General features: G+C 61.5%; 19 protein-coding genes. 6 read left to right on the forward strand and 13 right to left on the reverse strand.

Going from position 1 to position 24,523, the window contains the following annotated elements:
• Nucleotides 1-32: 32 nt before the first annotated feature.
• A complete protein-coding gene (locus tag AC4CWF_RS00485) occupies nt 33-548 on the forward strand; it encodes a ferritin-like domain-containing protein (protein ID WP_491283195.1) in 516 nt (171 codons plus the stop codon).
• A 170-nt stretch (nt 549-718) separates the two neighbouring features.
• On the opposite strand, the gene AC4CWF_RS00490 is transcribed toward AC4CWF_RS00485, so the two are convergent.
• On the reverse strand, nt 719-2,437 hold the full coding sequence (locus AC4CWF_RS00490; protein ID WP_491283197.1) for a catalase: 1,719 nt from the start codon (nt 2,435-2,437) through the stop codon (nt 719-721).
• A gap of 178 nt (nt 2,438-2,615) precedes the next feature.
• Here AC4CWF_RS00490 and AC4CWF_RS00495 point away from each other — a divergent pair, with 178 nt between their 5' ends.
• Nucleotides 2,616-3,983, forward strand: a complete 1,368-nt coding sequence (locus AC4CWF_RS00495) for an APC family permease (protein WP_491283198.1) — start codon at nt 2,616-2,618, stop codon at nt 3,981-3,983.
• A 2-nt stretch (nt 3,984-3,985) separates the two neighbouring features.
• Here the strand turns inward: AC4CWF_RS00495 and AC4CWF_RS00500 are convergent, their stop codons facing one another.
• From AC4CWF_RS00500 to AC4CWF_RS00510, 3 genes are all read right to left on the reverse strand, one after another.
• Nucleotides 3,986-4,981 carry a P1 family peptidase gene (locus tag AC4CWF_RS00500; protein WP_491283199.1) on the reverse strand — a complete coding sequence of 332 codons (996 nt, stop codon included), beginning with the start codon at nt 4,979-4,981 and terminating at the stop codon, nt 3,986-3,988.
• Nucleotides 4,982-5,089: 108 nt separating this feature from the next.
• Nucleotides 5,090-6,631 (reverse strand): L-piperidine-6-carboxylate dehydrogenase, encoded by a 1,542-nt coding sequence (amaB, locus tag AC4CWF_RS00505; RefSeq protein ID WP_491283200.1) that lies wholly within the window; start codon nt 6,629-6,631, stop codon nt 5,090-5,092.
• 70 nt (nt 6,632-6,701) lie between these two features.
• On the reverse strand, nt 6,702-7,985 hold the full coding sequence (locus tag AC4CWF_RS00510) for an NAD(P)/FAD-dependent oxidoreductase (protein WP_491283201.1): 1,284 nt from the start codon (nt 7,983-7,985) through the stop codon (nt 6,702-6,704).
• Between the two features lie 115 nt (nt 7,986-8,100).
• Between AC4CWF_RS00510 and AC4CWF_RS00515 the strand changes: the two genes are divergently transcribed.
• Nucleotides 8,101-9,030 carry a LysR family transcriptional regulator gene (locus tag AC4CWF_RS00515; RefSeq protein ID WP_491283202.1) on the forward strand — a complete coding sequence of 310 codons (930 nt, stop codon included), beginning with the start codon at nt 8,101-8,103 and terminating at the stop codon, nt 9,028-9,030.
• 51 nt (nt 9,031-9,081) lie between these two features.
• Complete coding sequence (locus tag AC4CWF_RS00520; protein WP_491283203.1) at nt 9,082-9,318, forward strand: Lrp/AsnC ligand binding domain-containing protein; 237 nt, start codon at nt 9,082-9,084, stop codon at nt 9,316-9,318.
• Between the two features lie 73 nt (nt 9,319-9,391).
• Here AC4CWF_RS00520 and AC4CWF_RS00525 read toward each other — a convergent pair whose 3' ends face one another.
• Together AC4CWF_RS00525 and AC4CWF_RS00530 are read right to left on the reverse strand one after the other, a co-directional pair.
• Nucleotides 9,392-9,595, reverse strand: coding sequence for a hypothetical protein (locus AC4CWF_RS00525; protein ID WP_491283204.1), 204 nt, complete (start codon nt 9,593-9,595; stop codon nt 9,392-9,394).
• A gap of 359 nt (nt 9,596-9,954) precedes the next feature.
• Nucleotides 9,955-12,507 carry a hypothetical protein gene (locus tag AC4CWF_RS00530; RefSeq protein ID WP_491283205.1) on the reverse strand — a complete coding sequence of 851 codons (2,553 nt, stop codon included), beginning with the start codon at nt 12,505-12,507 and terminating at the stop codon, nt 9,955-9,957.
• Nucleotides 12,508-12,818: 311 nt separating this feature from the next.
• Here AC4CWF_RS00530 and AC4CWF_RS00535 point away from each other — a divergent pair, with 311 nt between their 5' ends.
• Nucleotides 12,819-13,676, forward strand: a complete 858-nt coding sequence (locus AC4CWF_RS00535; RefSeq protein ID WP_491283206.1) for a D-alanyl-D-alanine carboxypeptidase family protein — start codon at nt 12,819-12,821, stop codon at nt 13,674-13,676.
• 20 nt (nt 13,677-13,696) lie between these two features.
• On the opposite strand, the gene AC4CWF_RS00540 is transcribed toward AC4CWF_RS00535, so the two are convergent.
• Both AC4CWF_RS00540 and epmA read right to left on the reverse strand, forming a co-directional pair.
• Nucleotides 13,697-14,749, reverse strand: coding sequence for a lysine-2,3-aminomutase-like protein (locus AC4CWF_RS00540; protein WP_491283208.1), 1,053 nt, complete (start codon nt 14,747-14,749; stop codon nt 13,697-13,699).
• Complete coding sequence (gene epmA, locus AC4CWF_RS00545) at nt 14,746-15,825, reverse strand: EF-P lysine aminoacylase EpmA (RefSeq protein WP_491283209.1); 1,080 nt, start codon at nt 15,823-15,825, stop codon at nt 14,746-14,748. The genes AC4CWF_RS00540 and epmA overlap by 4 nt, the downstream gene beginning before the upstream one ends.
• 167 nt (nt 15,826-15,992) lie before the next feature.
• On the opposite strand from epmA, the gene efp reads away from it, so the two are divergent.
• Nucleotides 15,993-16,562 carry an elongation factor P gene (efp, locus tag AC4CWF_RS00550; RefSeq protein WP_491283210.1) on the forward strand — a complete coding sequence of 190 codons (570 nt, stop codon included), beginning with the start codon at nt 15,993-15,995 and terminating at the stop codon, nt 16,560-16,562.
• A gap of 129 nt (nt 16,563-16,691) precedes the next feature.
• Here the strand turns inward: efp and AC4CWF_RS00555 are convergent, their stop codons facing one another.
• The 5 genes from AC4CWF_RS00555 to AC4CWF_RS00575 all read right to left on the reverse strand — a co-directional run bounded on the left by AC4CWF_RS00555 (nt 16,692) and on the right by AC4CWF_RS00575 (nt 24,320).
• Nucleotides 16,692-18,125 (reverse strand): efflux transporter outer membrane subunit, encoded by a 1,434-nt coding sequence (locus tag AC4CWF_RS00555; RefSeq protein ID WP_491283211.1) that lies wholly within the window; start codon nt 18,123-18,125, stop codon nt 16,692-16,694.
• Between the two features lie 118 nt (nt 18,126-18,243).
• Nucleotides 18,244-21,345: an efflux RND transporter permease subunit gene (locus AC4CWF_RS00560; protein WP_491283212.1), complete on the reverse strand. Its 3,102-nt coding sequence runs from the start codon at nt 21,343-21,345 to the stop codon at nt 18,244-18,246.
• A gap of 41 nt (nt 21,346-21,386) precedes the next feature.
• Entirely contained in the window at nt 21,387-22,601 is a 1,215-nt protein-coding gene (locus AC4CWF_RS00565; RefSeq protein WP_491283213.1) for an efflux RND transporter periplasmic adaptor subunit, read from the reverse strand.
• Nucleotides 22,602-22,740: 139 nt separating this feature from the next.
• Nucleotides 22,741-23,346, reverse strand: coding sequence for a TetR/AcrR family transcriptional regulator (locus tag AC4CWF_RS00570; protein ID WP_491283214.1), 606 nt, complete (start codon nt 23,344-23,346; stop codon nt 22,741-22,743).
• A 29-nt stretch (nt 23,347-23,375) separates the two neighbouring features.
• Nucleotides 23,376-24,320: a phosphoribosylaminoimidazolesuccinocarboxamide synthase gene (locus tag AC4CWF_RS00575; protein ID WP_491283215.1), complete on the reverse strand. Its 945-nt coding sequence runs from the start codon at nt 24,318-24,320 to the stop codon at nt 23,376-23,378.
• Nucleotides 24,321-24,523: the final 203 nt, after the last annotated feature.

The raw sequence follows: 24,523 nt of genomic DNA on the forward strand, positions 1-24,523 counted from the left end.
TTAGTTTTCCAGCAACCCAAGGAGGCTCAGACATGGCAGATGCCAATGAGACACGTACGATTTTCGTAACCGGGCTGAAGAACGCCCACGCCATGGAAAACCAGGCTCTTTCCATCATGAAGCCGCAAGTATCGCGGATCGAGAATTACCCAGAAGTGGCCGATCGGCTGGAAGCCCATATTCGTGAAACAGAGGGCCAGATCCAGCGGCTGGAGGAAATTCTTTCGGGGCTATCGGAAAGCAATTCCGCGCTGAAAGACATGGCGCTGTCCATGGGCGGTGCGATGGCCGCCATCAGCCACAGCATGGCCGGCGATGAGATCGTAAAGAACTCGTTTGCCAATTTCGCTTTCGAAAATTACGAGATCGCCGCCTATAAATCGCTGCTGACAGTCGCGGAACTGGGCAATTTTCCAGCCGCCACGGCAGGCCTTAAGGCCAATCTCGATGAAGAAGTCGCCATGGCAAACTGGATCGACCACAACCTGCGCAGCCTGACGATGAAGTTTGCCTCTCTTAAGGAAGCCGGCGCTTCCGCAAAAGTCTGATCGACATTATTCCAGCTGTCACCAAAGCCCGCGAAAAAATTGTCGCGGGCTTTTTCCTGTTTGCAGCACCGGGCCTCATCTGTTTTTCGACCTGCTGTCATAGGTGCGATCTGAAGCGCCGATGTCTCCGCCCACTGATCTTTCAGTGGGCGGCAACGCGTGACGAGCGGTTATTCGGCCGCTTCGCTTTGCATCATGCCGGCCTTGGGAAGCTTACCCATCACAACCTCTTCGGCTGTCGCCTTGTGGTTCTTTACCGAACTCGTCCACTGGCCCCAGACACTCGGATCGATCTTGTCGCCATTGCGACCGAGATTTTGCAGGCGCCTTGTCTCCTCGTCCGTCAGCACCTGCTTCGGAAGCGGGCCGAGATGGGTGATATCACCGACCGTAATTCCAAGCTTTTCGGCGACACGCCGGCCATATTCGTCATGCACCATGAAGAAATGCCAGACCATGCGCTCCTGCACATCCCGCTGACATTGCGACAGGAGATCGCCCATGTTGAAGACCAGGTCGTCGCGTTCCCAGTCCATCATGGTGCAGAAGCGGCCGCGGGCCTGCACATAATCGTTGCGCCGCTCCAGCACTTCGCGGGTCAGCCGGCCGTGAACTTCGGGCGGATGGTTCGGCTCCTCGCGCGGGCTTTCCTGAAGCCCATCATGGATCGACGGCTCATAGTTGACGTGAGGGTTCTGGCCGGGCGCCAGATCGCGTTGAAAACTCATCTGCCCGCCAGAGAGGTTGGTGGAAACCTTGGCGTTCTTCGGCTGGTTGACCGGCAGCTGCAGATAATTGCTGCCGACGCGGTAACGCTGCGTATCCGAATAGGAGAAGGTGCGCCCGACAAGCATCTTGTCGTCGGAAAAATCCAGCCCATCCACGAGAACGCCGGTGCCCATGGCGATCTGTTCGTTCTCGTTGAAGAAATCCTCGACATTGCGGTTGAGCGTCATCGTGCCGACATGGCGCAGCGGAAACTGGTGCTCCGGCCAGATTTTTGTATCGTCGAGCGGATCCCAGTCGAGTTCGGGATGGTCGTGATCTTCCATGATCTGCACGAACATGTCCCACTGCGGATAATCGCCGCGCTCGATCGACGTGAAGAGATCCTTCGAGGCCGAGCCAAAATCCTGGCCCTGCACCTTGGCGGCTTCCTCTGCCGTGAGGCAAGCAAGGCCGGCGCGTGGATGAAAATGGTATTTCACCAGCACGGTCTCGCCCTTGTCATTCACCATCTTGTAGGTGTTGACGCCAAAACCTTCCATGTGGCGATAACTTGCGGGAATGCCGCGCGGGGAAAACAGATGCGTCAGCATATGCATGCTTTCCGGCGTCTGGCTCATGAAGTCGAAAATGCGGTTCGGTTCCTGCCGGAAGGTGACCGGATCCGGCTTCAGCGAATGGATGACGTCGGGAAACTTGATCGCATCGCGGATGAAGAAGACGGCAAGGTTGTTGCCGACCAGATCCCAGTTGCCGTCCTCCGTGTAGAATTTGACGGCAAAACCGCGGGGATCGCGCGCCGTTTCAGAGGAATCGCGGCCGCCGATGACGGTGGAGAAACGAATGGCGAGCGGCGTCTTTTTGCCCGCCGTCTGGAATAGCTTGGCGCGCGTATATTTCGATGCGGGCTCGTCACCGATCTTGCCGGTCACTTCCAGCTCGCCGTAACAGACGAAACCGCGTGCATGCACGACGCGTTCCGGAATGCGCTCACGGTCGAAATGGCTGATCTTTTCAAGGAACTGGTAGTTTTCAAGCGTTGCCGGCCCGCGCGCGCCCACCGTGCGCTGCGACTGGTTGTTGGTGATCGGATGGCCTTGCCGGTTGGTCAGAACCTTGTCATCCGTGCCTGATGGCATCGTGCCGGATTTCCTGTCGTCCATGGTCATCCCTCCTGTTTTTGTGAGACATAGGTACGCGGCCGCCAATCTGGAAAGCGGCAGCATTCGGTCCCGAACTGCGGGATGGGAGACTTGTTCCCGCATGTTTGCGATCCGGTCCGGAAAAGGGGAACCGGGCGTCATGGTTGACGTTTAAGCCAAACATTGGAGGGAGAGGATCATGCAGGAAAATAAGATGGCGGAGCATCTCGGCAGCCAGCCGGAGCTGAAGCGCGTGATGGGGCCGGGGCTTCTCCTCCTGTTCATCGTTGGCGATATCTTGGGCACAGGCATCTATGCGCTCACGGGCCAGGTGGCGGCGGAAGTGGGTGGTGTCGTCTGGCTGCCGTTCCTCGTCGCCTTTATCGTGGCGCTGCTGACAGCCTTCAGTTATCTGGAACTGGTGACGAAATATCCGCGCGCTGCCGGTGCCGCACTTTATACGCACAAGGCCTTCGGCATCCATTTCGTGACGTTTCTCGTGGCATTTGCCGTTATGTCCTCCGGCGTCACCTCGGCGGCCACAGCCTCGCGGGCTTTTGCGGCCAATTTCGCCGCCTCCACCGGCTTTGATGCGGGCGCCTTCGGTGTCACCGGCGTCGCGCTCGCCTTCATGGCGCTGGTCGGCATCGTCAACTTTCGCGGCGTCGGTGAAAGCGTCAAGGTCAATGTGGTGCTGACCGTCATCGAACTCTCCGGCCTGCTGCTCATCATCGGCATTGGCTTCTGGGCGATTGCCGGTGGAGAGGGCGATGTCTCACGCGCCTGGACATTCCAGCCGGCGGGCGATCGCGGCGCCATCTGGTCCGTGGTCGCGGCAACCACGCTCGCCTTCTTCGCCATGGTTGGCTTTGAGGACAGCGTCAACATGGCGGAAGAATGCAAGGAGCCGAGCCGGATCTTTCCAAAAGTGCTGCTGGGCGGCCTGGTGCTGACCGGCATCATCTATGTGCTGGTTTCCATCTCCGCGATCACGCTGGTTCCGGCCGCTGAACTGGGCGAGGGCGAAACGCCGCTGCTGAAGGTGGTGCAGGCGGGGGCGCCCGGCTTTCCGGTTGGCATTTTTGGCCTCATCACCATGTTTGCAGTGGCCAATTCGGCGCTCATCAATATGATGATGGCAAGCCGGCTCATCTACGGCATGTCGCGGGAAAACGTGCTGCCGCCCGTGCTCGGCAAGGTGCATTCTGCGCGCCGAACGCCCTTCGTCGCCATCCTCTTCACCACGCTGATTGCCGCGCTGCTCATCACCTTTGCCGGTGGCGTGCCGGCACTCGGCGGCACCACGGCGCTGCTGCTGCTCTGCGTCTTCACCATCGTCAATGTCGCGGTTCTGGTGCTGCGCAAGGACAAGGTGGAGCACAAGCATTTTCGCACGCCGACAATCGTGCCGGTGCTGGGTGCCGTCAGTTGCGCCTTTCTGGCCGGTCCGTGGACCGGGCGAGATCCGGTGCAATATACCATCGCCGGCATCCTGATTGCGCTGGGCGTCGTGCTGTGGTTCGTCACCGTCACCGTGATGAAGCGGCAGGCCCAGCCGGCGGTCTGAGGTCAATCCGCCCGGTCGCGCCAGGCTTTCTGGGTCTTTTCGACCGGAAGCGCACTTGCCTCGAACACGCCGCGTGCGACCGCGCGGGCAAAGGTGAGCGTTGCCAGATGGCAAAGCGCCATGAAGTCGTGCGGATCGTGAAGCGCGTGTTTGCCGGTTGACGCGGCAAACACCGTATCGCCATCGGCCGGCAGATGCGCGGGCAGGATGGCACGCGCCAGCCCGTCATGCGCCATGATCGACAGGCGATGCGCCTGCGCCTTGGTGAGGATTGCATCGGTCACAACGATGCCGATGGTGGTGGCCGTGAGGTTCACACCTTTTAGGCGCATGGATATATCGCTGGCTGTGAATGTCTCCGGAAGCCCAAGCCCGCCGAATTCACCGTCCTCTTCGAATGGTGCTGCCCAGAAATGACGACCATCGCCAACCGTCGCCGAGCCCAGCGCGTTGACGGCGACAAGGGCCGCAATTCGGTGGCCGTTCGCGGTTACGGCACTGACGGATCCGAGCCCGCCCTTGAAGGTTGCCGTGGTCGCCCCGGTGCCGGCGCCGACGCTTCCAAGCGCAAAGGACCCCTTGGCCGCCGCCTTGAAGGCATCATAACCCATGTCGCGATAGGGCGAATGCAGACCCCAGTCCTTGTCGCCGCCGTTCAGCAGATCCATGAGGATCGCCTGCGGAACGATCGGCACACGGGTTGTGCCCACCTGCAGGCCCCGGCCGATCTGGCGAAGCCCCGCCTGCACGCCGCCGGCCGCGTCAAGCCCGAAGGCCGATCCGCCGGACAGCACCAGCGCATCCACCTTTTCGACCGTCAGCGATGGATCGAGCAGCGCGGTATCGCGCCCGCCCGGCGCACCACCCAGAACGATGCCGGAGGCGATGGCCGGTTCATCAAAAACCACCGCAGTGACGCCTGAGCCGAGCGCGAGATCCGTGGCGTGTCCGACGCTCACGCCGTCGATGTCGGTGAGGAGATTGAGGGGGGAGGTCATGGCGGGGTCCTTCCAAGTCATCGGCGATTCGGCCGGAAGACTAGCGCGTTGCGCGGCCCCTGTCGTGGAGGGGGCAACGGCATCGCCGCTGCCCCCTCGATCTTGCACTCAGGCGATGTCGAACTTCACGCCCTGCGCCAGCGGCAGCGTGCGGCCGTAGTTAAAGGTGTTGGTTGCCCGGCGCATATAGGCCTTCCAGGAGTCGGAGCCCGATTCGCGACCGCCACCGGTTTCCTTCTCGCCGCCGAAGGCTCCGCCGATTTCCGCACCGGATGGGCCGATGTTGACATTGGCAATGCCGCAATCGGAGCCACGGGCGGAAATGAAGGTTTCGGCCTCGCGCATGTCATTGGTGAAGATTGAGGAGGACAGGCCCTGCGGCACATCATTATGGAGCGCCAGCACCGCGTCGAAATCGGAATATTTGACCACGTAGAGGATCGGCGCAAAGGTTTCCTCGATCACCGGGCCGCATTGCGAGGGCATTTCGACGATGGCCGGGCGCACGTAATAGGCGTCAGCGGCTTCATCGGCAGACACACGCTCGCCACCGGTCACGCTGCCGCCTTCGGCCTTTGCGGCCGCAAGAGCCGTCTGCATCTTGTCAAACGCTGCCTTGTCGATCAGCGGTCCCACAAGATTGCCGTCCGCCATCGGATTGCCGATGGTGACCGACTGATAGGCCTTTTGCAGGCGCGGCACGAGGTTGTCGTAGACGCTTTCATGCACGAAAAGACGGCGAAGCGAGGTGCAGCGCTGGCCGGCGGTGCCCATGGCGGAAAAGGCAACGCCGCGCAGGGTCAGGTCGAGATCGGCCGTCGGGGTGACGATTGCAGCATTGTTGCCACCGAGTTCCAGAATGGCGCGGGCAAAACGCTTGGAAAGGCGCGGGCCGACGGCACGCCCCATGGCGGTGGAGCCGGTGGCCGAGACGAGCGGTACCTTCGGATGGTCGACCAGCACTTCGCCGATCTCGCGCCCGCCGATCAACAGCGTCGACAGGTTGGCCGGAGCCTTGCCGCCTTCGGCGATAAAACGAGCGAGCGCCTTTTCAAAGATTGCCTGCGTGGCCAGTGCTGTCAGCGGCGTCTTTTCCGATGGCTTCCAGACGGTGGAATTGCCGCACACAATCGCCAGCGCCGCATTCCATGCCCAGACGGCAACGGGGAAGTTGAAGGCGGAAATAATGCCGGTGACGCCGAGCGGATGCCAGGTTTCCATCATGCGGTGTTCGGCGCGTTCGGTGGCGATCGTGAGGCCATAAAGCTGGCGCGACAGGCCGACGGCGAAATCGCAGATGTCGATCATTTCCTGCACTTCGCCGAGACCTTCGGAGGTGATCTTGCCCACTTCGATGGAAACGAGGCGGCCGAGATCGGCCTTCGCCGCACGCAGTTCCTCGCCGAGCAGGCGGATCAGTTCGCCGCGCTTCGGTGCCGGCACCTGGCGCCATTCCAGAAAGGCCTGGTGCGCGGCATCGATGGCCTTTGTCGTATCGGGCGCGGAAATTTCCGGCAGGCGGCCGATTTCCGTGCCTGTGATTGGCGAGCGAACAGCAAGCGTGCCGCCGGTATAGGCAGAAGCGTCAACGCCAAGCTTTGCAAGGATGGCAGCGGTTTCGGCGGTAAGGTTGAGCGTGGCGAGGGTCATCTTTGTCCTTCTCGTCTTTCTGTATGGGTCATCTTTGATATCTGTCCGGCGCTGGTCGAACCATCAGGCTCTAGAACCGGTCACCGGTAAAATGGGCAATCTGCGCGCCCGCTTCATAATAGGCTTCCTTCAGCGTGCGAAAGGCCGGGTCCTTCGGCGCGCTGAGAGGCAGGGGAAGATCTTCTTCACCCATCTCTCCCAGCACATGGCGCGAAAGGACCTGGCCAAACACGGTGCCGGGTGAAATTCCACGCCCGTTATAACCGGAAAAACCGATGACGCGATCTGCGAATTTGTGGAAGCGGGGCAGCGCATTGTCGGTCATGCCGATCTGGCCATACCATTCCGCCTCAAACGCCACGTCGCCCAGTTGCGGAAACAGCCGGACAAGGGCGCGTTTGGCCCAGTTGCGGTGAACGGCAGCGCCGGTGCCGCGAAGCGCGCCGACCGAGCCGAACACCAGCCGTCCGCTGGCATCCATGCGGAACGAGGACAGGATTTCCTTCGTATCCCAGCACCCTTCGCGCTCCGGCAGGATGGAGCGGCGCAGATTGTCGGACAGCGGCAGGGTGGCAAAATTGAAGTAGGGAAGGCGGACCTGTTCGGTGCGCACAGCCTGGAACGGGCCGGTCGTATAGGCATCCGTGGCGACGATCACCCAGTCGGCGATGACGGACCCCTCAGGCGTTTCCACCGTGTGGCGCCCTTGCGCCTGGCGCCAGCCGATGACCGGGCTTTGCGTATAAAGGGCGGCACCCGCCTTGACGGCGGCATGGGCAAGCCCGCGCGCATAGGCCAGCGGCTGCAGCGTGCCGGCGCGCATGTCGAGAAGCGCGCCGTGATAGGCGCGGGTGCCGATCCGCCGTTCGGTTTCTGCTGCATTAAGCACGCTGACTGGGGCGCCGCGCACCTGCCACTGGCGGGCGCGGTCTTTGATTTCCTTCAAGCCTTCCTCGCCGACAGCGCAATGCAGCGTGCCGGTGCGGGTCAGTTCGCAGTCGATGCCATGGCGGTCGATCAGCGCCATCACCGCCTGTGGCCCGTTGCCGAGCAGATCGAGCAGGCGCTCGCCATGCGTGGCGCCGAGCACGCCTGGAAGATCGTCTGGCATCACCCACATGCCGGCATTGATCAACCCGACATTGCGCCCGGCACCGCCGAAACCGATTTCCTTTGCCTCCAGAAGCACCACAGAGCGCCCGGCTTCAGCCAGATGAAGGGCTGCCGAAAGACCGGTATAGCCGCCGCCGATGATGACCACGTCAGCATTGGCCGTCCCTTTGAGGACGCGGGTTTCCGGCGGGGCGGGGGCGGTCTTTTCCCAGAGGCCGTGGGAGCGGGGATCGTTGAGCATGGGGGATGTCCGGATGAGGCGGCCGGAGGGTTCCGGAAAGCCGCAGATCGTATCTTTACAGCCGGCTTCTGCCAGTGAATATCGAATTCTTCTCAACAGTTCATTCTCTGGAGGAATGACCATGCTGCCGCCCCGGCGCTTCCTGCCATCCTTCTCACTGCTGGCCGCGTTCGAGGCCGCTGCCCGCACCGGTAGCGTCACGGCGGCAGCCCAGGAACTCGGCCTCACCCAGAGCGCTGTCAGCCGGCAGATTTCGGCGCTCGAAAAGCAACTCGACGTGGCGCTGTTCCTGCGTGAACGCCAGACGATCCGCCTGACGATTGCCGGCGACACCTATGCCCGCGAGGTGCGCGAGGCCTTGCGGCGCATTTCCGGCGCCTCGCTCAACCTCAGGGCCAATCCGTCCGGCGGCACGCTCAACCTGGCGATCCTGCCGTTCTTCGGCACGCGCTGGCTGACGCCGCGCATGCCGCACTTTCTCGATGCCTATCCGGGCATGGTGGTGAACCTCATCACCCGGCTCGAACCGTTCGATTTTCGCTTCGACACGCTGGATGCCGCCATTCATTTCGGTCCGCCGCGCTGGCCGGGAGCAACGCTTGTGACGCTGATGGGCGAAGAGGTGGTTGCCGCCTGCAGCCCGGATTTTTTCGCCCGGTACGGCCTTAGAGGGGCAGACGATCTGCTGAAAGGACCGCTCCTGCATCTGAACTCGCGCCCCGATGCCTGGGAGATGTGGTTTCGCCAGCAGGGCGTCGCGTTCGATGCCCTGCACGGCATGCTGTTTGACCAGTTCATCACCATGGCGGAGGCTGCAACCGCAGGCCTTGGCGTGGCGCTTCTGCCGCGCGTGCTCATTGCGCGCGAACTGCAGCTTGGCCAGCTGGTCGAGGCAGTGCCCGACACGGATATGCGCACGGGAGATTATCACCTGGCCTACCCGCCGGACCGGGCAAACTATCCGCCGCTGGTGGCGTTTCGCGACTGGCTTCTCAGCGAGATCGGCAAGGACCGGCTTGCGCGCTCCGGCCGCATCGGCCAATAGTCGGCAACCATCACCAGATCGTCAAAGCCGATCCGAGGAGAAAAACCTGCCATGAAGCCGATTTTCGTTCAGTTGCGCTGTGCGCCGGGAACCACTTACGAAGTGGCGGATGCCATCTACAAGACCGAGCTTGTGTCCGAGCTTTATTCCACCAGCGGTGACTGGGATCTGCTGTTGAAAATCTATCTGCCGGAAGGCGAGGAAATCGGCCGCTTCGTGAATGAGAAGATCGCCACCATTCCCGGCATCGAACGTTCCCTGACGACGCTGACCTTTACCGCCTTCTAAGCCCGCAGCACCCATGAAAAAGCCGCCCGGGCCAGAGTCTGGGCGGCTCGATTTTGGTCCCATCGGGTCAGTCTCAGGCGACCGCAGCAGTCGCGATCGCTTCGCTCTGGGCACGGACATGGTTGCGGATCGCAAGACGAACCTCGTCTGCGGACGCAAACCGTTGTTCGTCCAGATCAATGACGTGAAACTTCACGGCGATGAACTTCAGGCGGTCCTGATCGGGCACGACGATGCCGACAGGCTCGCCGCCGTATTCGATAACCTGCTTTTGCATGGTCATACTCCTGGTGTGGCTGTTCAAGACAGCACGACGAATTGACTTTTCAGATCCTTGGAAGGTGAAGCGTCACATTCGACAGCACGGGGTGGAGAAAATTCCCGCGCGTTTCACATCATGCGCACGCCAACGAAGGGCAGCACTACGGACGGATTTCGACATGTCACTCTCCCTGTTGGTGTTGCGCTCTTCCGGACGAGCAAAATTTCAGCTTGTCCTTGATGGCGGACCATATGTGAGTCGATCGGCAACTTCAATCGAATTCCTGTCTACCTAGAATTTTTTTCCGTTTGATGACAGGAGTAAGGCGGATTTGAGAAATCCTGTTCGCCGATCTGCCGTGTTTCACGGATGGCTCACGCAGGCTCCGCCTCTGGGGCGGCGGCCTTCTCGTCTACTGCGTCGAAAGACCCGGCCTCAGGGCGAAGCTTCAGCATCACCGCCACAAGCGCTTCCGTCAGCCGGTCGGCACTTTTGCGCGCGAGACAAAGCGGTGCTGCAAGTTCTAGCCGATCGCCACTCTGCGGGCGTGGCACAAGAATGCCGTGGGCAGCCAGTTGCCGCGCGAGATCGAAGGAGGAGAGCGATCCGTCGGGTAGCAGCAGGTCAACCGCCAAGCCCTCGACCTCGACAGTCAACAGGTCCGGCATCCAGCTTCCGATCTTTTGCAGCTGCTCGCCGAGATAAACTGCCGTGGTGCCCGTCCGTTCACGGATTGCGCCATCGCCGAGGGTGTCCAGTACGGCGCAACCCACCCGGCAGGCGACGGCACCCGGCAAAACGGCTGCCGGCGGGGTTTCAATGGCGGCATATGCGGCCTTCACTATGACCGCAGCAAGCGCTTCTCCCGGCACCGGCGAGCCGGTCACGATGATATCAGGCAGTGTTTCCTCGCGCTCGAAGCGCCAGAGGGACGTTCCCAGCCGGCCAAGGCCGTGGCGACGTTCATCCGCGATAACAAGCATTTTGACGTCATCGGAAAATTGCGCGGCAAGCGTCTCGGCCATGGCGATGGCCGAGGCTTCGTCGGTCAGGGTCAGAATTTCAAAACCATCGGGCAGCAGGCTGCGCAGGGCCGCGCGGAAATCCGCCTCGGCTTGTGTATCCTGAAGGCCGGCAAGCGTCATCCATTGGCGATAGGCCGCCTCCGCCATGTCGGCATTGCCGTGGCCCAAAAGTCCGGCGGCGCCGGAAAGATCGACGAAGGAACGGCCCTGGCCGTCAAAAACGGCATCCTGCCAGCCGCGTGCCAGCGGTTGCCGGCTGGCGGAGGGCGCATCGAGATCACGCCCGAACAGGAGCGAGGGAGATAGCACGAGCCGGTTCCACAGCCGCGCGTAGCGGGCGGGGGCAAACAAAGGCGGCAGGAGGTCGGCGGCGCGGCAGATGCGGATGCGAAGCCCCCCGACAGCACCGTCGCTGCCGGCGACCACGCCGAGCCTGTCTCCGGCAAACAGCGCCGTGCCATCGACAAGCACGCTGTCCAGCCCCTCAAGATAAAGGCTTGCCTCCTTGGCCACCAGCACCAGCCGGTTCTCAACGAGATGCACGATGCCACCCATCGGCGCTACGGCAACGATGCCTGCCGGCACGCAGAGATCCACGTGCAGCGCAAAGTTTTCGGCCTCCTGGCCACTGGCTGCTTCGGCGCGCGAAAACCTGTATTCGCCAAACCGGGTTGCCCCCATGCGGCTGTCCCAGGCAATGCGCGCCAGAAGCCGCCAGTCGATATCCGGGTCCTGCCAATTGCCCTCGGCAAACAGCGGGCTTGTCACGGAGAGATCAACGACACGGATCGCATCGGCATCGATCTCCGGCAGGAGCAGGCCCAGTTCCGGCGCGGCCTCGCGTGGCCATTCCACCGCATCCAGAATGGCGGCGTCCATGAAGGCGGGATGTACGGCGGTTGCACGGCCAAACAGGTCGCGCGCTTGCTGGCGGGCGCTGAGCGTCTCGTCACTTTCGGCAAACACGGCCTCGTGTTCCGCCTTTGCCCGCAACAGGCCGATGCGAATCAAGGTCAATGGCCACAGCGCCTTCAGTTCCTCCTCGACAAGCGGCAGTTCCTGATGGAAGCCAGCCACGGCGGGCAGGAAGTCCAGAATATTGGTGTCGCCGGAGACGATCAGATCTGCACAGAGTGCGGCAAGCGATGCGGCGATCCAGCCTTCGCCCAGTGCATCGGCACTGGTGAAGGAGGTCGGGCGCCATCCGCCATCCAGGTTATCCCCCAGAACCTCGGCGCGCACCGGCTGGTGATGCACGGTGCGGACCCGAAGCTGCGGGCCGATCGGCTGGATCTGGCGCAGCGCCGCCACCATGGTTTTTGCCACCGGATCGCGCACAGACGAATCCCCCACCGCGCGCAAAAGCTTGACCACAGTCGGGCCGGCCTGTCGAAGATCACGGGCCGAGGTGAGAGAAGGCGGCTGTTCGCCATCTTCGCCGGATTTGTCGGTTTCGAGCGCCAGGATAAGCCGCGCGGCAAACTGGCCGAGTGCGCGGGCCTCTGCGGGGGACGGCGCCCGGCTGGTCGGAAGGGCTTGGCCATCCGGCAGACGCAGAAGCCGTGCCCAGAGGGGTGTTTCGCCCTCTTCTGTTTTGAGCGGCACAACGAAGGCGTCATAGATGTCGCGGATGGGCAGCGGACCCTGGACCAGGTCTTCGTGCTCGAAAAGCCTGTCGAGCATCTCCGCCTGCTGTTGAAAACGCGCCTGCTCGCTGTCGTCGTCGGTGAAATCCAGCCGGTAGGACAGACGGTCATCGGCAAAGGTAAACGCATGAGAATTGCCGGCAATTGGCGTGAGGTCGCCGGAGAGGCCATAGGAGCGGGCCAGCACGTCGTCTGGATCGGGAAACACTCCCGGCTCGATGACGTCTTGCGCCTGATCTGGCTGGACGGTGGCCATTTGCGTCTCCCCACGGACGGTTGATGGGGGAAGATTAGCGCGCTTGCGGGGGCCGTCCATAGGTTTCGCAATAAAATTGGGCATTTAGCATCGGTGCCGATCGCCTTTTGTGGCATTTGAGCGACCATGACAAGGCGGCACGCGATGGCGGGCGTTCCTGCCTTGAGGCAAAGCTCCCCCGAATTTGATCGGTTGCAGGAGTTTTGTCGCGGGACGCAGGCCGTATATCGCCCTATGTGGGAGCGCAGGAGCCGCGATGCATTTGTCGAGCGTGGCCGCGTTTAAAAGATGGACAGAGGGGAAAAAATACCATGCGTCAGAACCGTGGCCTGATGAAACGGGCGGCCCTGGTCCTCGTTGTTCTGGTGTCTTCCGGTGCTCAGGCATGGGCGGGCCAGGCGCGCATTCTGGTGGATGCCGCAACCGGGGCCGTCATTGCCTCTGACAATGCGCAGGCGTTGAACCGGCCGGCCTCGCTCACCAAGATGATGACGCTGTACCTCACATTCGAGGCGATTTCCCGCGGCAAGCTTGGCTGGGACGAGCAGATCCCGATGTCACGCCACGCAGCCTCCACCGTGCCCTACAAGCTGAATGTTCCGCCGGGCGGAACGGTCAGCGTACGCGACGCCGTCACCGGCATGATCGTGCTGTCTGCCAATGACGCGGCCATCGCCATGGCCGAGCGGCTCGGTGGCAGCGAGGATGCGTTTGCGCAGATGATGACGCAGAAGGCACGGGCGCTTCGCATGACCAACACCACGTTCCGCAATGCCACGGGGCTGACGGCGGACGGGCAGTTTACGACGGCGCGTGACATGGCGGTTCTCGGCATGGCGCTGATGCATCATTTCCCGCGTGAATTTTCGCTGTTCAGTACGCGCACAGCCCAGTTTCGGGGCAAACCGCTGAAGGGGCACAACTTCATGCTCGACCTCTATCCGGGCGTCGATGGCATCAAGACAGGTTATACCAGCGCTTCCGGCTATAATGTCGTGACCTCCGTGCAGAAGGGCCGCCAGCGCTTTATCGGCGTGGTGATGGGGGGTGCAACCGCCGACGCGCGCGACCAGCAGATGGTGCAGCTTTTCCAGCAATATCTTGCCAATCCCGCCCCGACGACACCGGGCGCCGGCGCAACGGTCGGTGCCGCCATCGGGCTTTATTGACGAAAGCGGCGCCTGTGGCGTCAGACCTTGGGCGGGTAAAGATGCTCCTCGCCGCGAAAATCGCTGACCGAATAACAGCCCTCGCCGAGCGGGCGAATGGCGCTGCGGCCGATATCCGCCTTGCCATAGCCGCCTGGAATATCCAGCACATAGGTCGGCTGGCAAAGGCCGGAGACATGGCCGCGAAGGGCCGCCACGATGCGCTGGCCTTCGGCAATGTCGAGGCGAAAATGGCTGGTGCCGGGGGCAAGGTCCGGGTGATGCAGGTAATACGGTTTGACGCGGGCCTCGACAAAGGCCCGCATCAGATCCGCCAGCACTTTCGGGTCGTCGTTGATGCCCTTCAGCAGCACCGTCTGGCTGACCATGGCAATGCCGGCCTCGACCAGCCGGGCGCAGGCGGCGCGGGCGCTTTCCGTCATCTCGCGGGGATGGTTGGCGTGAAGCGCCACATAGGTGACCTTGCCGCTGTCTTTCAGCGCGCCGATCAGCGCGTCATTGATCGCTTCCGGATCGACCACCGGCACACGGCTATGAAACCGGATGATTTTGACATGCGGGATGTCTTTGAGACCGCCAAGGATTTCTGACAGCCGGCGCGGTGACAGAACCAGCGGATCACCACCGGTCAGGATCACCTCCCAGATTTCCGGGTGCGCGCGAATATAGTCGAAGGCCTGGCCAAGTTCCGGCGCAGACAGTGTGCCATCGCCGGAGGGGCCGACCATTTCACGGCGAAAGCAGAAACGGCAATAGACCGGACAGACATGCACCGCCTTCAGGAGCACGCGGTCGGGATAACGATGCACGACACCCTTGACCGGCGAATGCGCGCCATCGCCGATCGGGTCCTCGCGCTCTTCCGGCATGATATCGAGTTCGCGAAGGTCGGGCAGGAACTGGAGGCCAATGGGATCTGCCGGGTCGGCCGGATCGATCAGGCGCGCCATGGCAGGTGTGACGGCCACGGCATAACGCTCAGTGACCTGACGTGCTGCCTCAACCCTTGGAGCGTCGAGGAGGCCCGCGCCGGCAAGATCTTCAGGTGTTTTCAGCGCGCGACGGCTTGTCATGGGCCGGTATCCGCCACGGGCGCCCACATCACCTGCTCGATATGCGTGGCCCCTGTTGCCAGCATGACCAGCCGGTCGAAGCCGAGCGCAATGCCGCTTGCCTCTGGCATGATGGCAAGGGCTTCGAGAAAATCCTCGTCGAGCGGATAGGTCTCGCCATAGACACGTTGTTTTTCCGCCATTTCCGCTTCGAAGCGCAGTCTTTGTTCGCCAGCATCCGTCAGCTCGCCAAACGCATTGGCAAGCTCCACGCCGCAGGCATAAAGCTCGAAGCGTTCGGCAACGCGGGCATCGTCGGCGGCAGGCCGCGCAAGGGCTGCCTCGCAGATCGGATAACGGTCGAGAATGGTGGCGCGGCCATCCCCCAGGTTCGGCTCGATCTTTTCAAGAAGAACGCGGCTGAACAGGTCCGTCCAGGTGTCATCTTCGGCGGTGCGGATGCCGGCTTTCAGAAGCCCGGCGCGCAGATGCTCCCGGTCCGTCTCGCCGTTTTCCGAAACCGAGGCGAGAAGATCGATTCCGGCAAAACGCTCGAACGCGTCGGCGACGCTCAGGCGCTCCGGTTCGGCAAACGGATCCATTTTCCGCCCGCGAAACTGAAATGACCGCGTGCCGGCGGTTTCGGCGGCAAGGGCGATGAGCTGTGCGCTGTCTTCCATCAGGCGTTCATAGGTCTCACCGGTGCGGTACCATTCCAGCATGGTGAATTCCGGGTGGTGCAGCGGCCCGCGCTCGCGGTTGCGATAGACATGGGCAAAGCAGGCGATGCGACGCTCGCCGGCGGCAAGTAGCTTCTTGCAGGCAAATTCCGGCGATGTGTGCAGGTGCATCCGGGTCGCCTCACCATCCGTCGTCAGGGCATCCGTTGAAAAGGCATGCAGATGCGCCTCGTTGCCGGGGGAAACCTGAAGCGTTGCCGTATCGACCTCGACGAAATCAGCCTCTTCGAAGAACCGCCGGAACCGTGCCTGGATGCGATTGCGGCCGATCAGCAGCGGACGGCGATCGGCATGGATGTCCGGTCGCCACCAGGCAGGGCGCGAAGGAGGAGAGGTGTGGGGCAAATCTGGCTCCATGGACGGGCTTTATTCCGGGCCTTGACGTGCGAAGGCTTTCTATTTCCGCCAATTTAAGGTAGTTGCGCCCGGGAAAACAGATCAAGCGTGTCAGAGGCTGGCGGAAGGCTGGACCTCTACGACGCATTCTGCGAACTGACAAGCCAAGGCAGTCACAAGGAAATCCAATGGTCAAGGTAATCGCCTCTTCCGTCCGCAAGGGCAACGTCCTCGATGTCGATGGCAAGCTCTACGTCGTGCTCACCGCCGAAAACTTCCACCCCGGCAAGGGCACGCCCGTGACGCAGGTCAACATGCGCCGCATCGTCGATGGCGTGAAGGTGTCGGAGCGCTGGCGCACGACCGAACAGGTGGAGCGCGCCTTCGTGGAAGACGTCAACCACCAGTTCCTCTATCAGGACGGCGAAGGTTTCCACTTCATGAACCCCGAGAATTACGACCAGGTGGTCGTGGATGTCGAAACCATGGGTGACCAGAAGGTTTTCCTGCAGGAAGGCATGACCTGCATCCTGTCCATGCATGAAGGCATTGCGCTTGCCCTGCAGCTGCCGCGCCACGTGACGCTGGAAATCGTCGAGACCGAGCCGGTCGTCAAGGGCCAGACGGCATCGTCGTCCTACAAGCCGGCGATCCTGTCGAACGGCGTGCGCGTCATGGTGCCGCCGCATGTCGACGCCGGCGTTCGTATCGTTGTCGCAACGGAAGACAATTCCTACGTCGAGCGCGCCAAGAACTGATTTTTTGGGAGGGCGGTCGTGGCCGAAAGGCTGCGTCCGGTTCGTATCTCTTCAGAATGCACCGGCCATGAAAAACCCCGCAGCTTCGATGAAGCTGCGGGGTTTTTGTTTTGTTGAAGCGGATGCGTTTCAGCGCTGCGGTGCGTTGGCTGCGGCAACGACAGTCGGGCCCTTGCCCCAGGCATAACCGCCACCAATGGCAACGCTCAGCGTCACGTAATCCTGCGCCTGCTGCTGGATGGCAGCGGCAAGACTGGCCTGTGCAGTGGAAACCTGGCGCTGCGCGTCGAGAACGTCGAGCAGCGAGGAGGCACCATCGCGGTAGCTTGCGGTGGAAAGCGACAATGCTTCTTCGTAGGAGCGCACGGTATCACGCAGAGCGGCCACGGTGCGGCCGTCGCGGGTAATGGCGGCCAGTGCGTTTTCCACTTCCTCAACGGCGCTGAGCACCGTGCTCTTCCAGGAGAGATAGGATTCGCGGGCCTGCGATTCGGCCGAACTCAGGTTGGCGCGCAACTGGCCACCATCAAAGATCGGCAGGTTCAGCGTCGGGCCGAAGGACCAGCTCAGGCGACCGGCTTCTGCGCCGGAAATGCGCGTATAGCCAGGGGTGATCGAGCCGCCGAGGCTGATGCTCGGGTAAAGCTGGGCTTCGGCAACGCCGATGGAGGCAACGGAAGCGGCAAGTGTGCGCTCTGCTGCGCGAATGTCCGGGCGGTTGCGGATCAGGTCAGCCGGGATGCCGGACTTCGGATTGACGCGTGCGACCGGCTGTCCGCCACCCTTCTGCAGGTCTGCGACCAAGGATGAAGCGGGAAGCGCCAGAAGCGTTGCAACGCGGTGCGAAGCCTGGCGGAAGCTGGTTTCAAAGCCCGGAATATCGGCAAGCGTCGAGTTGACCAGACCTTCGGCCTGCACGACGTCCAGACGCGAAGCAGCACCGGCTTCCAGCTGAAGCTTGGTCAGATCCAGCGTCTCGCGGCGGGACTTGAGGTTCCGCTGGGCGATTGCGATACGCTCCTGGTAATAGCGCACATCGATATAGGCCGAGGCGACCGACGACAGCAGCGACAGGCGCGCAGTATCGACATTGGCATAGGCGACGTCGAGCGAGGCAAGCGCACTTTCCTTGTTGCGCTTGTAGCGACCGAAGAGATCAAGCAGCCAGGACACATCGAGTGTTCCGGAGGCTGACGAGGTGGGCGACGTGTTCGCCGTGTTGCGGAACCCCTGGGCGCCGCTACGCTCGGCCTGCGAGGAAAGCGTCAGGCTTGGCAGGGCGGATGCGCCGGCAACCACCACATTGGCCTCAGCCTGATTGATGCGTTCAAGCGCCTGAAGAATGGACAGGTTCTGATCAAGACCCTGCTTCATGAAGCCATCAAGGCGGCGGTCGCGGAACGCTGTCCACCAGGCTTGCTGGGAAAGGTCACCGTTGCTTGCCACGCCACCTTCGGCGAATTTCACCGGAAGGGTAATTTCCGGCGCCTTGTGGTCTGGCCCGAGCACGCAGCTTGAAAGCAGAAGCATGACGAGGGGAGCTGCTGCGCGAATGGAAGTCATGAGTACACCCTGTTTGGCGATGATTGCTTTCATCGAACTCTTATTTTGATGCCCCCGGCCTTACGGCCGGAGACGGTACCCGCGATTCGGAATGATTAATGCCCCGCGGCATAAAAGGTTAATTCGCCGTTTTTTTACCGCGTGAAAGCTTCCTGACCACCACGAAAAATGAGGGTACGAAGAAAATTCCAAGGAGTGTTGCAGAAAGCATACCCCCGAGCACGCCGATGCCGATGGAGTTTTGCGCCGCCGAGCCTGCGCCGGTTGCAATGGCCAGCGGAACCACGCCGAGGATGAAGGCAAGCGACGTCATGATGATGGGACGCAGGCGAAGTTTTGCCGCCTCCAGCGTTGCCTCCATCAGGCCGATGCCGGCCATCTGTCGGTCCTTGGCAAACTCCACGATCAGGATCGCGTTCTTTGCCGCAAGGCCGATTGTGGTGAGCAGGCCCACCTTGAAATAGACGTCGTTCGACTGGCCAAACAGGGTCGCTGCCGCCACGGCACCGAGAACGCCGATCGGCACCGCCATGATGACCGAGAAGGGGATCGACCAGCTTTCATAAAGGGCTGCCAGGCAAAGGAAGACGACGAGCAGCGACAGTGCGTAAAGCATCGGCGCCTGCGAGCCGGACAGACGTTCCTGATAGGATATGCCCTGCCAGGCGACGGTGTAGCCACCGCCGAGATTGGCCGTCAGGTTCTCCATGGCGTCCATCGCCGTGCCGGAACTGACGCCGGGGCCGGCGGACCCTTCCATGGAAATGGCGCTGACGCCGTTGAAGCGGCTGAGGGTAGGCGCTCCACTGACCCATTGTGGCTTGATGAAGGACGAGAAGGGCACCATTTCGCCGCTCTCGTTGCGGGCATACCAGCTGTTGATGGCATCCGACTGCATGCGATAGGGCGCATCACCCTGCACATAGACCTTCTTCAACTCGTTGTTCAGCGTGAAATCATTGACGTCGCTGCCGGCAAAGATCGTCGACAGCATGGAGTTGACCGTGGCGATGTCGAGGCCCATGGCCCCCATCTTCTCCTGGTCGAGCAGGAATTTCAGCTGGTTTTCCGCCGGCGGGCTGTTGGATCTGAGCGCCGTGACGGACGGATTGCTGTTGCCTGCCTGAAGAAGTGTCTGAGAGGCCGAGGTCAATGCATCGACCCCGGTTTTACCGCTATCGACGAGATACATCGAAAAGCCGCTGGAATTGCCAAGGCCTGGGATAGCCGGCGGTTGCAGCGGGAAGACCCGGGCATCGCGAAGGGTGAAGAAATAACCCATGGCGCGCCCGACAACCGCGGATGCGGCAAGCTTCGGATCGGTGCGTTGGTCGAAATCCTTCAGTTTTGCAAACACCATGGCATAGTTCTGCCCGGAGCCGGTGAACGAAAAGCCGTTGACCGCAAACACGTCCTGGATCGCATCCGGTTCCTTGTCGAGATAATAGTCCTCGATCTTCTTGACGACTTCTTCGGTGCGCGCCGTGGTTGCGCCGTTCGGCAATTGCACGATGGTGAACAGAACGCCCTGGTCTTCCTGTGGCAGGAAGGACGTGGGAAGCCGCAGGAAGAACCAGGCGCAACCGCCGATGATGACGGCAAACATCAGCATCACGCGCAACGGCCGCTTCAGGAAATAGCCGATGGTGGCGACATATCCGCCCGTCGTGCGGTCGAAATTGCGGTTGAACCAGCCGGCAAGCCCGCGTCTTGGGCCGTGATGGGCCGGCTTCAGCATGGTGGCGCAGAGCGCCGGCGTCAGCACGATGGCAACCAGCGCCGACAAAAGCATGGCCGACACGATGGTGACGGAGAACTGGCGGTAGATGATGCCGGTTGATCCGCCGAAGAAAGCCATCGGAATAAAGACGGCGGTCAGCACAAGCGCGATGCCGACAATCGCGCCGGTAATCTCGCCCATGGATTTTTCCGTCGCCTCCAGCGGCGAGAGCCCCTCCTCGGTCATGATGCGCTCGACGTTTTCCACGACGACGATGGCATCATCGACGAGAAGGCCGATGGCCAGCACCATGGCGAACATGGTGAGCGTATTGATCGAGTATCCGGTCAGCGCCAGGATCCCAAACGTGCCGAGAAGAACCACGGGCACGGCAATCATCGGGATGAATGTTGCCCGGAGGTTCTGCAGGAAGACCAGAAGCACGACGAAGACGAGGATGATCGCCTCGATCAGCGTGTGCACCACTTTTTCGATCGACAGCTGCACAAAGGGCGAGGTGTCGTAGGGATAGGTGATGATGACGTTTTCCGGCAGCGACGGTCCAACGGATTCCAGCGCGGTTTTGACGCGGGATGCGGTGTCGAGCGCATTGGCGCCTGTCGCCAGATTGACGGCAAAGCCGGTGGCCGGGTTCCGGTTCGACCGGGTGCCGGTGGAATAGCTTTCCTGGCCGATTTCGATGCGGGCGACATCCGACAGGCGCACGGTTGCCCCGCCCGTTTCGGTCTTCAGGATGATGGCCTGGAAGTCTGCCACGGTCTGCAACTGGCTCTGGGCCGTGACCGTGACATTCAGCTGCTGACCTTCGACCACCGGCTGGGCGCCGATCGAGCCCACGGACACCTGGGTATTCTGGGCACGAATGGCAGAGGTCACATCGGTCGGGGTCAGCTGAAACTTGTTGAGCTTGAACGGATCGAGCCAGACACGCATGGCATAACCGGTGCCGAACACCTGCACGCTGCCAACGCCTTCCAGGCGCTTGATCTGGTCTTCGATCTGCGTGGAGAAGATGTCGCCAAGTTCGACGGGCCGGCGCTTTCCATCGGTGGAGACAAGCGCTCCGACGAGCAGAATGCTGGAGGTGGTGCGCTCGACGGACAGGCCGTTGGTCTGCACCACGTCCGGCAGCTGCGATTGCACCAGCTGCAGCTTGTTCTGCACCTGCACCTGGGCGATGTCAGGATCGATCGTGTTGCCGAAAGTCAGCGTTACCGTCGCCGAACCGGTGCTCGACGAGGATGTCATATAGGTGAGGTCGTCGAGACCGGTCATGCCGTCCTCGATGATGGTGGTCACCGACTTTTCCACCGTTTCGGCGCTGGCGCCGGTATAGGTGGCCGAGATGCGCACGGTTGTCGGCGCAATTTCCGGATACTGCGCGATGGACAGCGTGGAGATCGCGAGCCCGCCGCCAAGCATGATGACGATTGCAATCACCCATGCAAAGACCGGGCGTCGGATGAAGAACTTGGCCATTGGTTATCCCTTAACGCCTGAATTTCCGTGCAGACAACCGGTCATGGTTTCACTGCGGGGGTGGCGGCAGGGGCCGCGGCGGCTTCAACGACGAAGCCCTTTTCATCGACCTTGGCATCGACAGGCGCAACGGTCGCGCCTTCGGCAATCGACTGGAAGCCATCGACGATCAGCTTGTCGCCCTCTTTGATGTTCTCGGTCACCAGCCAGTTGTTGCCGGATACCTGGCTCTGCTCGAAGGTTCGCGTTTCCACCTTGTTTTCTGCCGTTACGAACTTTGCCGAAAGCAGGCCGGTGGCACTGCGCGTTGCGGCGCGCTGTGGGATGAGGTAGCCGTCTTCATATCCGACCGTGACCGTCGCACGCATGTATGTGCCGGGCAGGATCAGATTGTCCGGATTGTCGAAGACGGCGCGGATCTGGTAGGTCCCGGTGGTTTCGCTGACGGCCAGTTCTGCCATGTCCAGCTTGCCGGTCTTGTCGTAATTCGTCCCATCTTCCAGCGTCAGCTTGATGTCGGCCTGGGTGGGATTGCCCTTCAGGCGACCGGCTGCGATGGCCGAGCGCAGTTCCAGCAGATTGGCGCTGGAATCGTTGAGGTCGACATAGATCGGGTCGAGTCGGCGCAGCGTCGTCAGCGCCGTCGTCTGGTTGGCGGTGACGATGTTTCCGATGCTGACGGTGGAGATCGTCGTCACGCCATCGAAGGGCGCCTTGATTTCCGTATAACCGACATTGATCTGCGCCGATTGCAGCGCAGCTTTTGCCTGGGCCACGTCGGCCTGAGCCTGGAGAAGCGTCACGCGGGCGTTTTCGTACTCGATCTGCGTTGCGCCGCTGTTGACCAGCCGCTCATAGCGGTTGAGGTTGGCCTGTGCGCTCGGCACACTTGCCTCGGCCTTGGCAAGGGTCGCCTTCGCCTCTTCAAGCAGCGCGACATAGGTGTCGTCATCGATCTTGTAGAGGAGATCGCCTTGCTTGACCGCACTGCCCTCCTTGAAGGTGATCTTTTCGATCATGCCGTTGACGCGCGGACGGATCTCCGCGGTCTGGTAAGCGACGGCGCGTCCGGGCAGAACCCGTGTCACCGGCTGTTCGCCTTCAGTCATCGTCACGACGCTGACCTTTGATGGCGGCCGCTGCTGGCCTGCTGCGCCGGCCCCGCCGCCTGCTCCTTGTCCGGATTTCCCCTGGTCACTGCACCCGGCGAGCGCGATGGACAACAGAAGCGGAACGATAATACGGCGTGCGGTCATGATGACATCCAGATTGGGGGCATGTGGAACGGTGCGTTGCAACGAAGTGTGGCGCGCACCTCCCGTTCCGGCAAGCCAAAATAAGCTTGAGCGGGTCGGGTATTCGCGACATTCATCAAGTGACGTAATTTAGATACCGTCACTTAGCAAGGGGATTTTGCAGTGCCGCATTCACGAGGCTTACAAGTTCCTCGCATTTCGCAGCGATTTCCGCGCGCGGGCGGCGTGTCAGGAAAACCGGATGCAGGACGCTGGCAAAGGCAGAGGCGGCCACGCGCCCGCTGCGCCCGGGGTCCTTGCTATAATAGATGCCCGTCTCGACACCGTATCGGATCAGGTCGGAGAACAGCGTCTCGATCATCTGTTCATACCGTTTGCCGCTTTCGATTTCGGCTTCCGACAAATGAAAGATCATCTCGAGCATGAAATGGTTCTCGGCAATTGCTTCGATATGCAGGTCCATCAGGCCGAAGGCCAGCGCCTTCAGCCTGTCCGGCGCCGGCCCTTCCAGATGGAACGCTTCCACCCGCTCGGACATGATGCTGATATGGCGCCCGCAGATCGCATCCGCGAGCGCCACCTTGGAATGAAAATGCTTGAAGACATTGGCGGGCGACATGGAGAGTGCCTGGGCGATATGGGCAATCGAGCAGCCGGAGACACCACGCGTCCGAAACAGCGTCTCGGCGGTGTCGAGGATTTCCGCTCTTGTGTCTTCTGCCCGTCTCCTGGGTCTGCGCACCATGTCCTCCTGCCGCTGCAAACGGTCTCCTCTCAACTGAAATAGGGCGCAAGGTTTGCGCGCACACGGGCGAGCACATCGGTATCTGTGCTGACCGGCGTGATCGTCTGCCCGGTGATGCTCTGAAAAGCCTTGCGGTAAACCTCTGCCGTCGCCTCCACCAGTTCGTCCGGAATAGCCGGAATGTCGTCCTGATAGGGGTCGCAGCGCTCGGCTACCCATGCCCGTACGAAATCCTTGTCAAAGCTCTCCGGACGTTCGCCTGCCTCGAACCGCGCCTGATAGGTATCGGCGATCCAGTAACGGCTGCTGTCTGGCGTATGGATCTCGTCGGCGAGAATGATGGTGCCGGCCTCGTCGACCCCAAATTCATACTTGGTATCGACGAGGATAAGGCCGTGTTCGGCTGCCAATGCCTGGCCGCGGGCAAACAGCGCAAGCGCATAAGTGCTTACCGTCTGCCACTGTTCTTTTGTCAGAAGGCCTGCCTCGATAATCTCTTTCTCCGATAGCGGCTCGTCATGGCCACCATCGAAGGCCTTGCTGGTCGGCGTGATCACCGCCTGCGGCAGGACCTGGTTGTCGCGCAGCCCATCGGGCAGGGAAAGACCATAGATGTCGCGCCGGCCCTTCTTATAGAGTGTCAGCAAGGATGTGCCCGTCGTGCCGGCGAGATAACCCCGCACGACAATCTCCACCGGCAGGATATCGAGCCGCTTGCCGATGACCACATTGGGATCGGGATAGGAAAGCACGTGGTTGGGGCAGATGTCGGCGGTCTTTTCAAACCAGTAGCGTGCCGTCTGCGTCAGAACCTGCCCCTTGTCGGGGATAACGGCGAGGTTGCGGTCAAAAGCGCTCAGTCGGTCGCTGGAGATGATGATGCGGCGCCCGTCCGGCAGATCGTAATTGTCACGGACCTTGCCACGGTAATAATTCGGGAGTTCTGCAATGAAGGCTTCGGCAAGAACATGCACGGACTGATCTTTCCTATAGGAGGCCGCAGGGCGCGCGGCTGGGCGTTGGCAGACGTGAAGGCTGGAGGGCGTCTGTCGGGAAGGCCCCTCTATCGCATGGCATCCCCTGTCAGGACAAGCGGCAGGCTGTGGGGGCTATAATGAGGTGCCGTCGGTTTCTCCAGGATCGCCTTTGACCTGCGAGCAGGACCCTCTTGTTCGCC

It is taken from the genome of Neorhizobium sp. PAMB6630, from assembly GCF_058242775.1.

What these genes read in the sequence shown, in the direction of transcription:
- AC4CWF_RS00530 (WP_491283205.1), bottom strand. Translation starts at nt 12,507, where the DNA reads ATGGCCACCGTCCAGCCAGATCAGGCGCAAGACGTCATCGAGCCGGGA.
- AC4CWF_RS00540 (WP_491283208.1), bottom strand. Translation starts at nt 14,749, where the DNA reads ATGACAAGCCGTCGCGCGCTGAAAACACCTGAAGATCTTGCCGGCGCG.
- AC4CWF_RS00570 (WP_491283214.1), bottom strand. Translation starts at nt 23,346, where the DNA reads ATGGTGCGCAGACCCAGGAGACGGGCAGAAGACACAAGAGCGGAAATC.
- AC4CWF_RS00555 (WP_491283211.1), bottom strand. Translation starts at nt 18,125, where the DNA reads ATGACTTCCATTCGCGCAGCAGCTCCCCTCGTCATGCTTCTGCTTTCA.
- AC4CWF_RS00500 (WP_491283199.1), bottom strand. Translation starts at nt 4,981, where the DNA reads ATGACCTCCCCCCTCAATCTCCTCACCGACATCGACGGCGTGAGCGTC.
- epmA (WP_491283209.1), bottom strand. Translation starts at nt 15,825, where the DNA reads ATGGAGCCAGATTTGCCCCACACCTCTCCTCCTTCGCGCCCTGCCTGG.
- AC4CWF_RS00510 (WP_491283201.1), bottom strand. Translation starts at nt 7,985, where the DNA reads ATGCTCAACGATCCCCGCTCCCACGGCCTCTGGGAAAAGACCGCCCCC.
- AC4CWF_RS00495 (WP_491283198.1), top strand. Translation starts at nt 2,616, where the DNA reads ATGCAGGAAAATAAGATGGCGGAGCATCTCGGCAGCCAGCCGGAGCTG.
- AC4CWF_RS00525 (WP_491283204.1), bottom strand. Translation starts at nt 9,595, where the DNA reads ATGCAAAAGCAGGTTATCGAATACGGCGGCGAGCCTGTCGGCATCGTC.
- AC4CWF_RS00490 (WP_491283197.1), bottom strand. Translation starts at nt 2,437, where the DNA reads ATGGACGACAGGAAATCCGGCACGATGCCATCAGGCACGGATGACAAG.
- AC4CWF_RS00560 (WP_491283212.1), bottom strand. Translation starts at nt 21,345, where the DNA reads ATGGCCAAGTTCTTCATCCGACGCCCGGTCTTTGCATGGGTGATTGCA.
- amaB (WP_491283200.1), bottom strand. Translation starts at nt 6,631, where the DNA reads ATGACCCTCGCCACGCTCAACCTTACCGCCGAAACCGCTGCCATCCTT.
- AC4CWF_RS00515 (WP_491283202.1), top strand. Translation starts at nt 8,101, where the DNA reads ATGACCATGCTGCCGCCCCGGCGCTTCCTGCCATCCTTCTCACTGCTG.
- efp (WP_491283210.1), top strand. Translation starts at nt 15,993, where the DNA reads ATGGTCAAGGTAATCGCCTCTTCCGTCCGCAAGGGCAACGTCCTCGAT.
- AC4CWF_RS00535 (WP_491283206.1), top strand. Translation starts at nt 12,819, where the DNA reads ATGCGTCAGAACCGTGGCCTGATGAAACGGGCGGCCCTGGTCCTCGTT.
- AC4CWF_RS00520 (WP_491283203.1), top strand. Translation starts at nt 9,082, where the DNA reads ATGAAGCCGATTTTCGTTCAGTTGCGCTGTGCGCCGGGAACCACTTAC.
- AC4CWF_RS00565 (WP_491283213.1), bottom strand. Translation starts at nt 22,601, where the DNA reads ATGACCGCACGCCGTATTATCGTTCCGCTTCTGTTGTCCATCGCGCTC.
- AC4CWF_RS00485 (WP_491283195.1), top strand. Translation starts at nt 33, where the DNA reads ATGGCAGATGCCAATGAGACACGTACGATTTTCGTAACCGGGCTGAAG.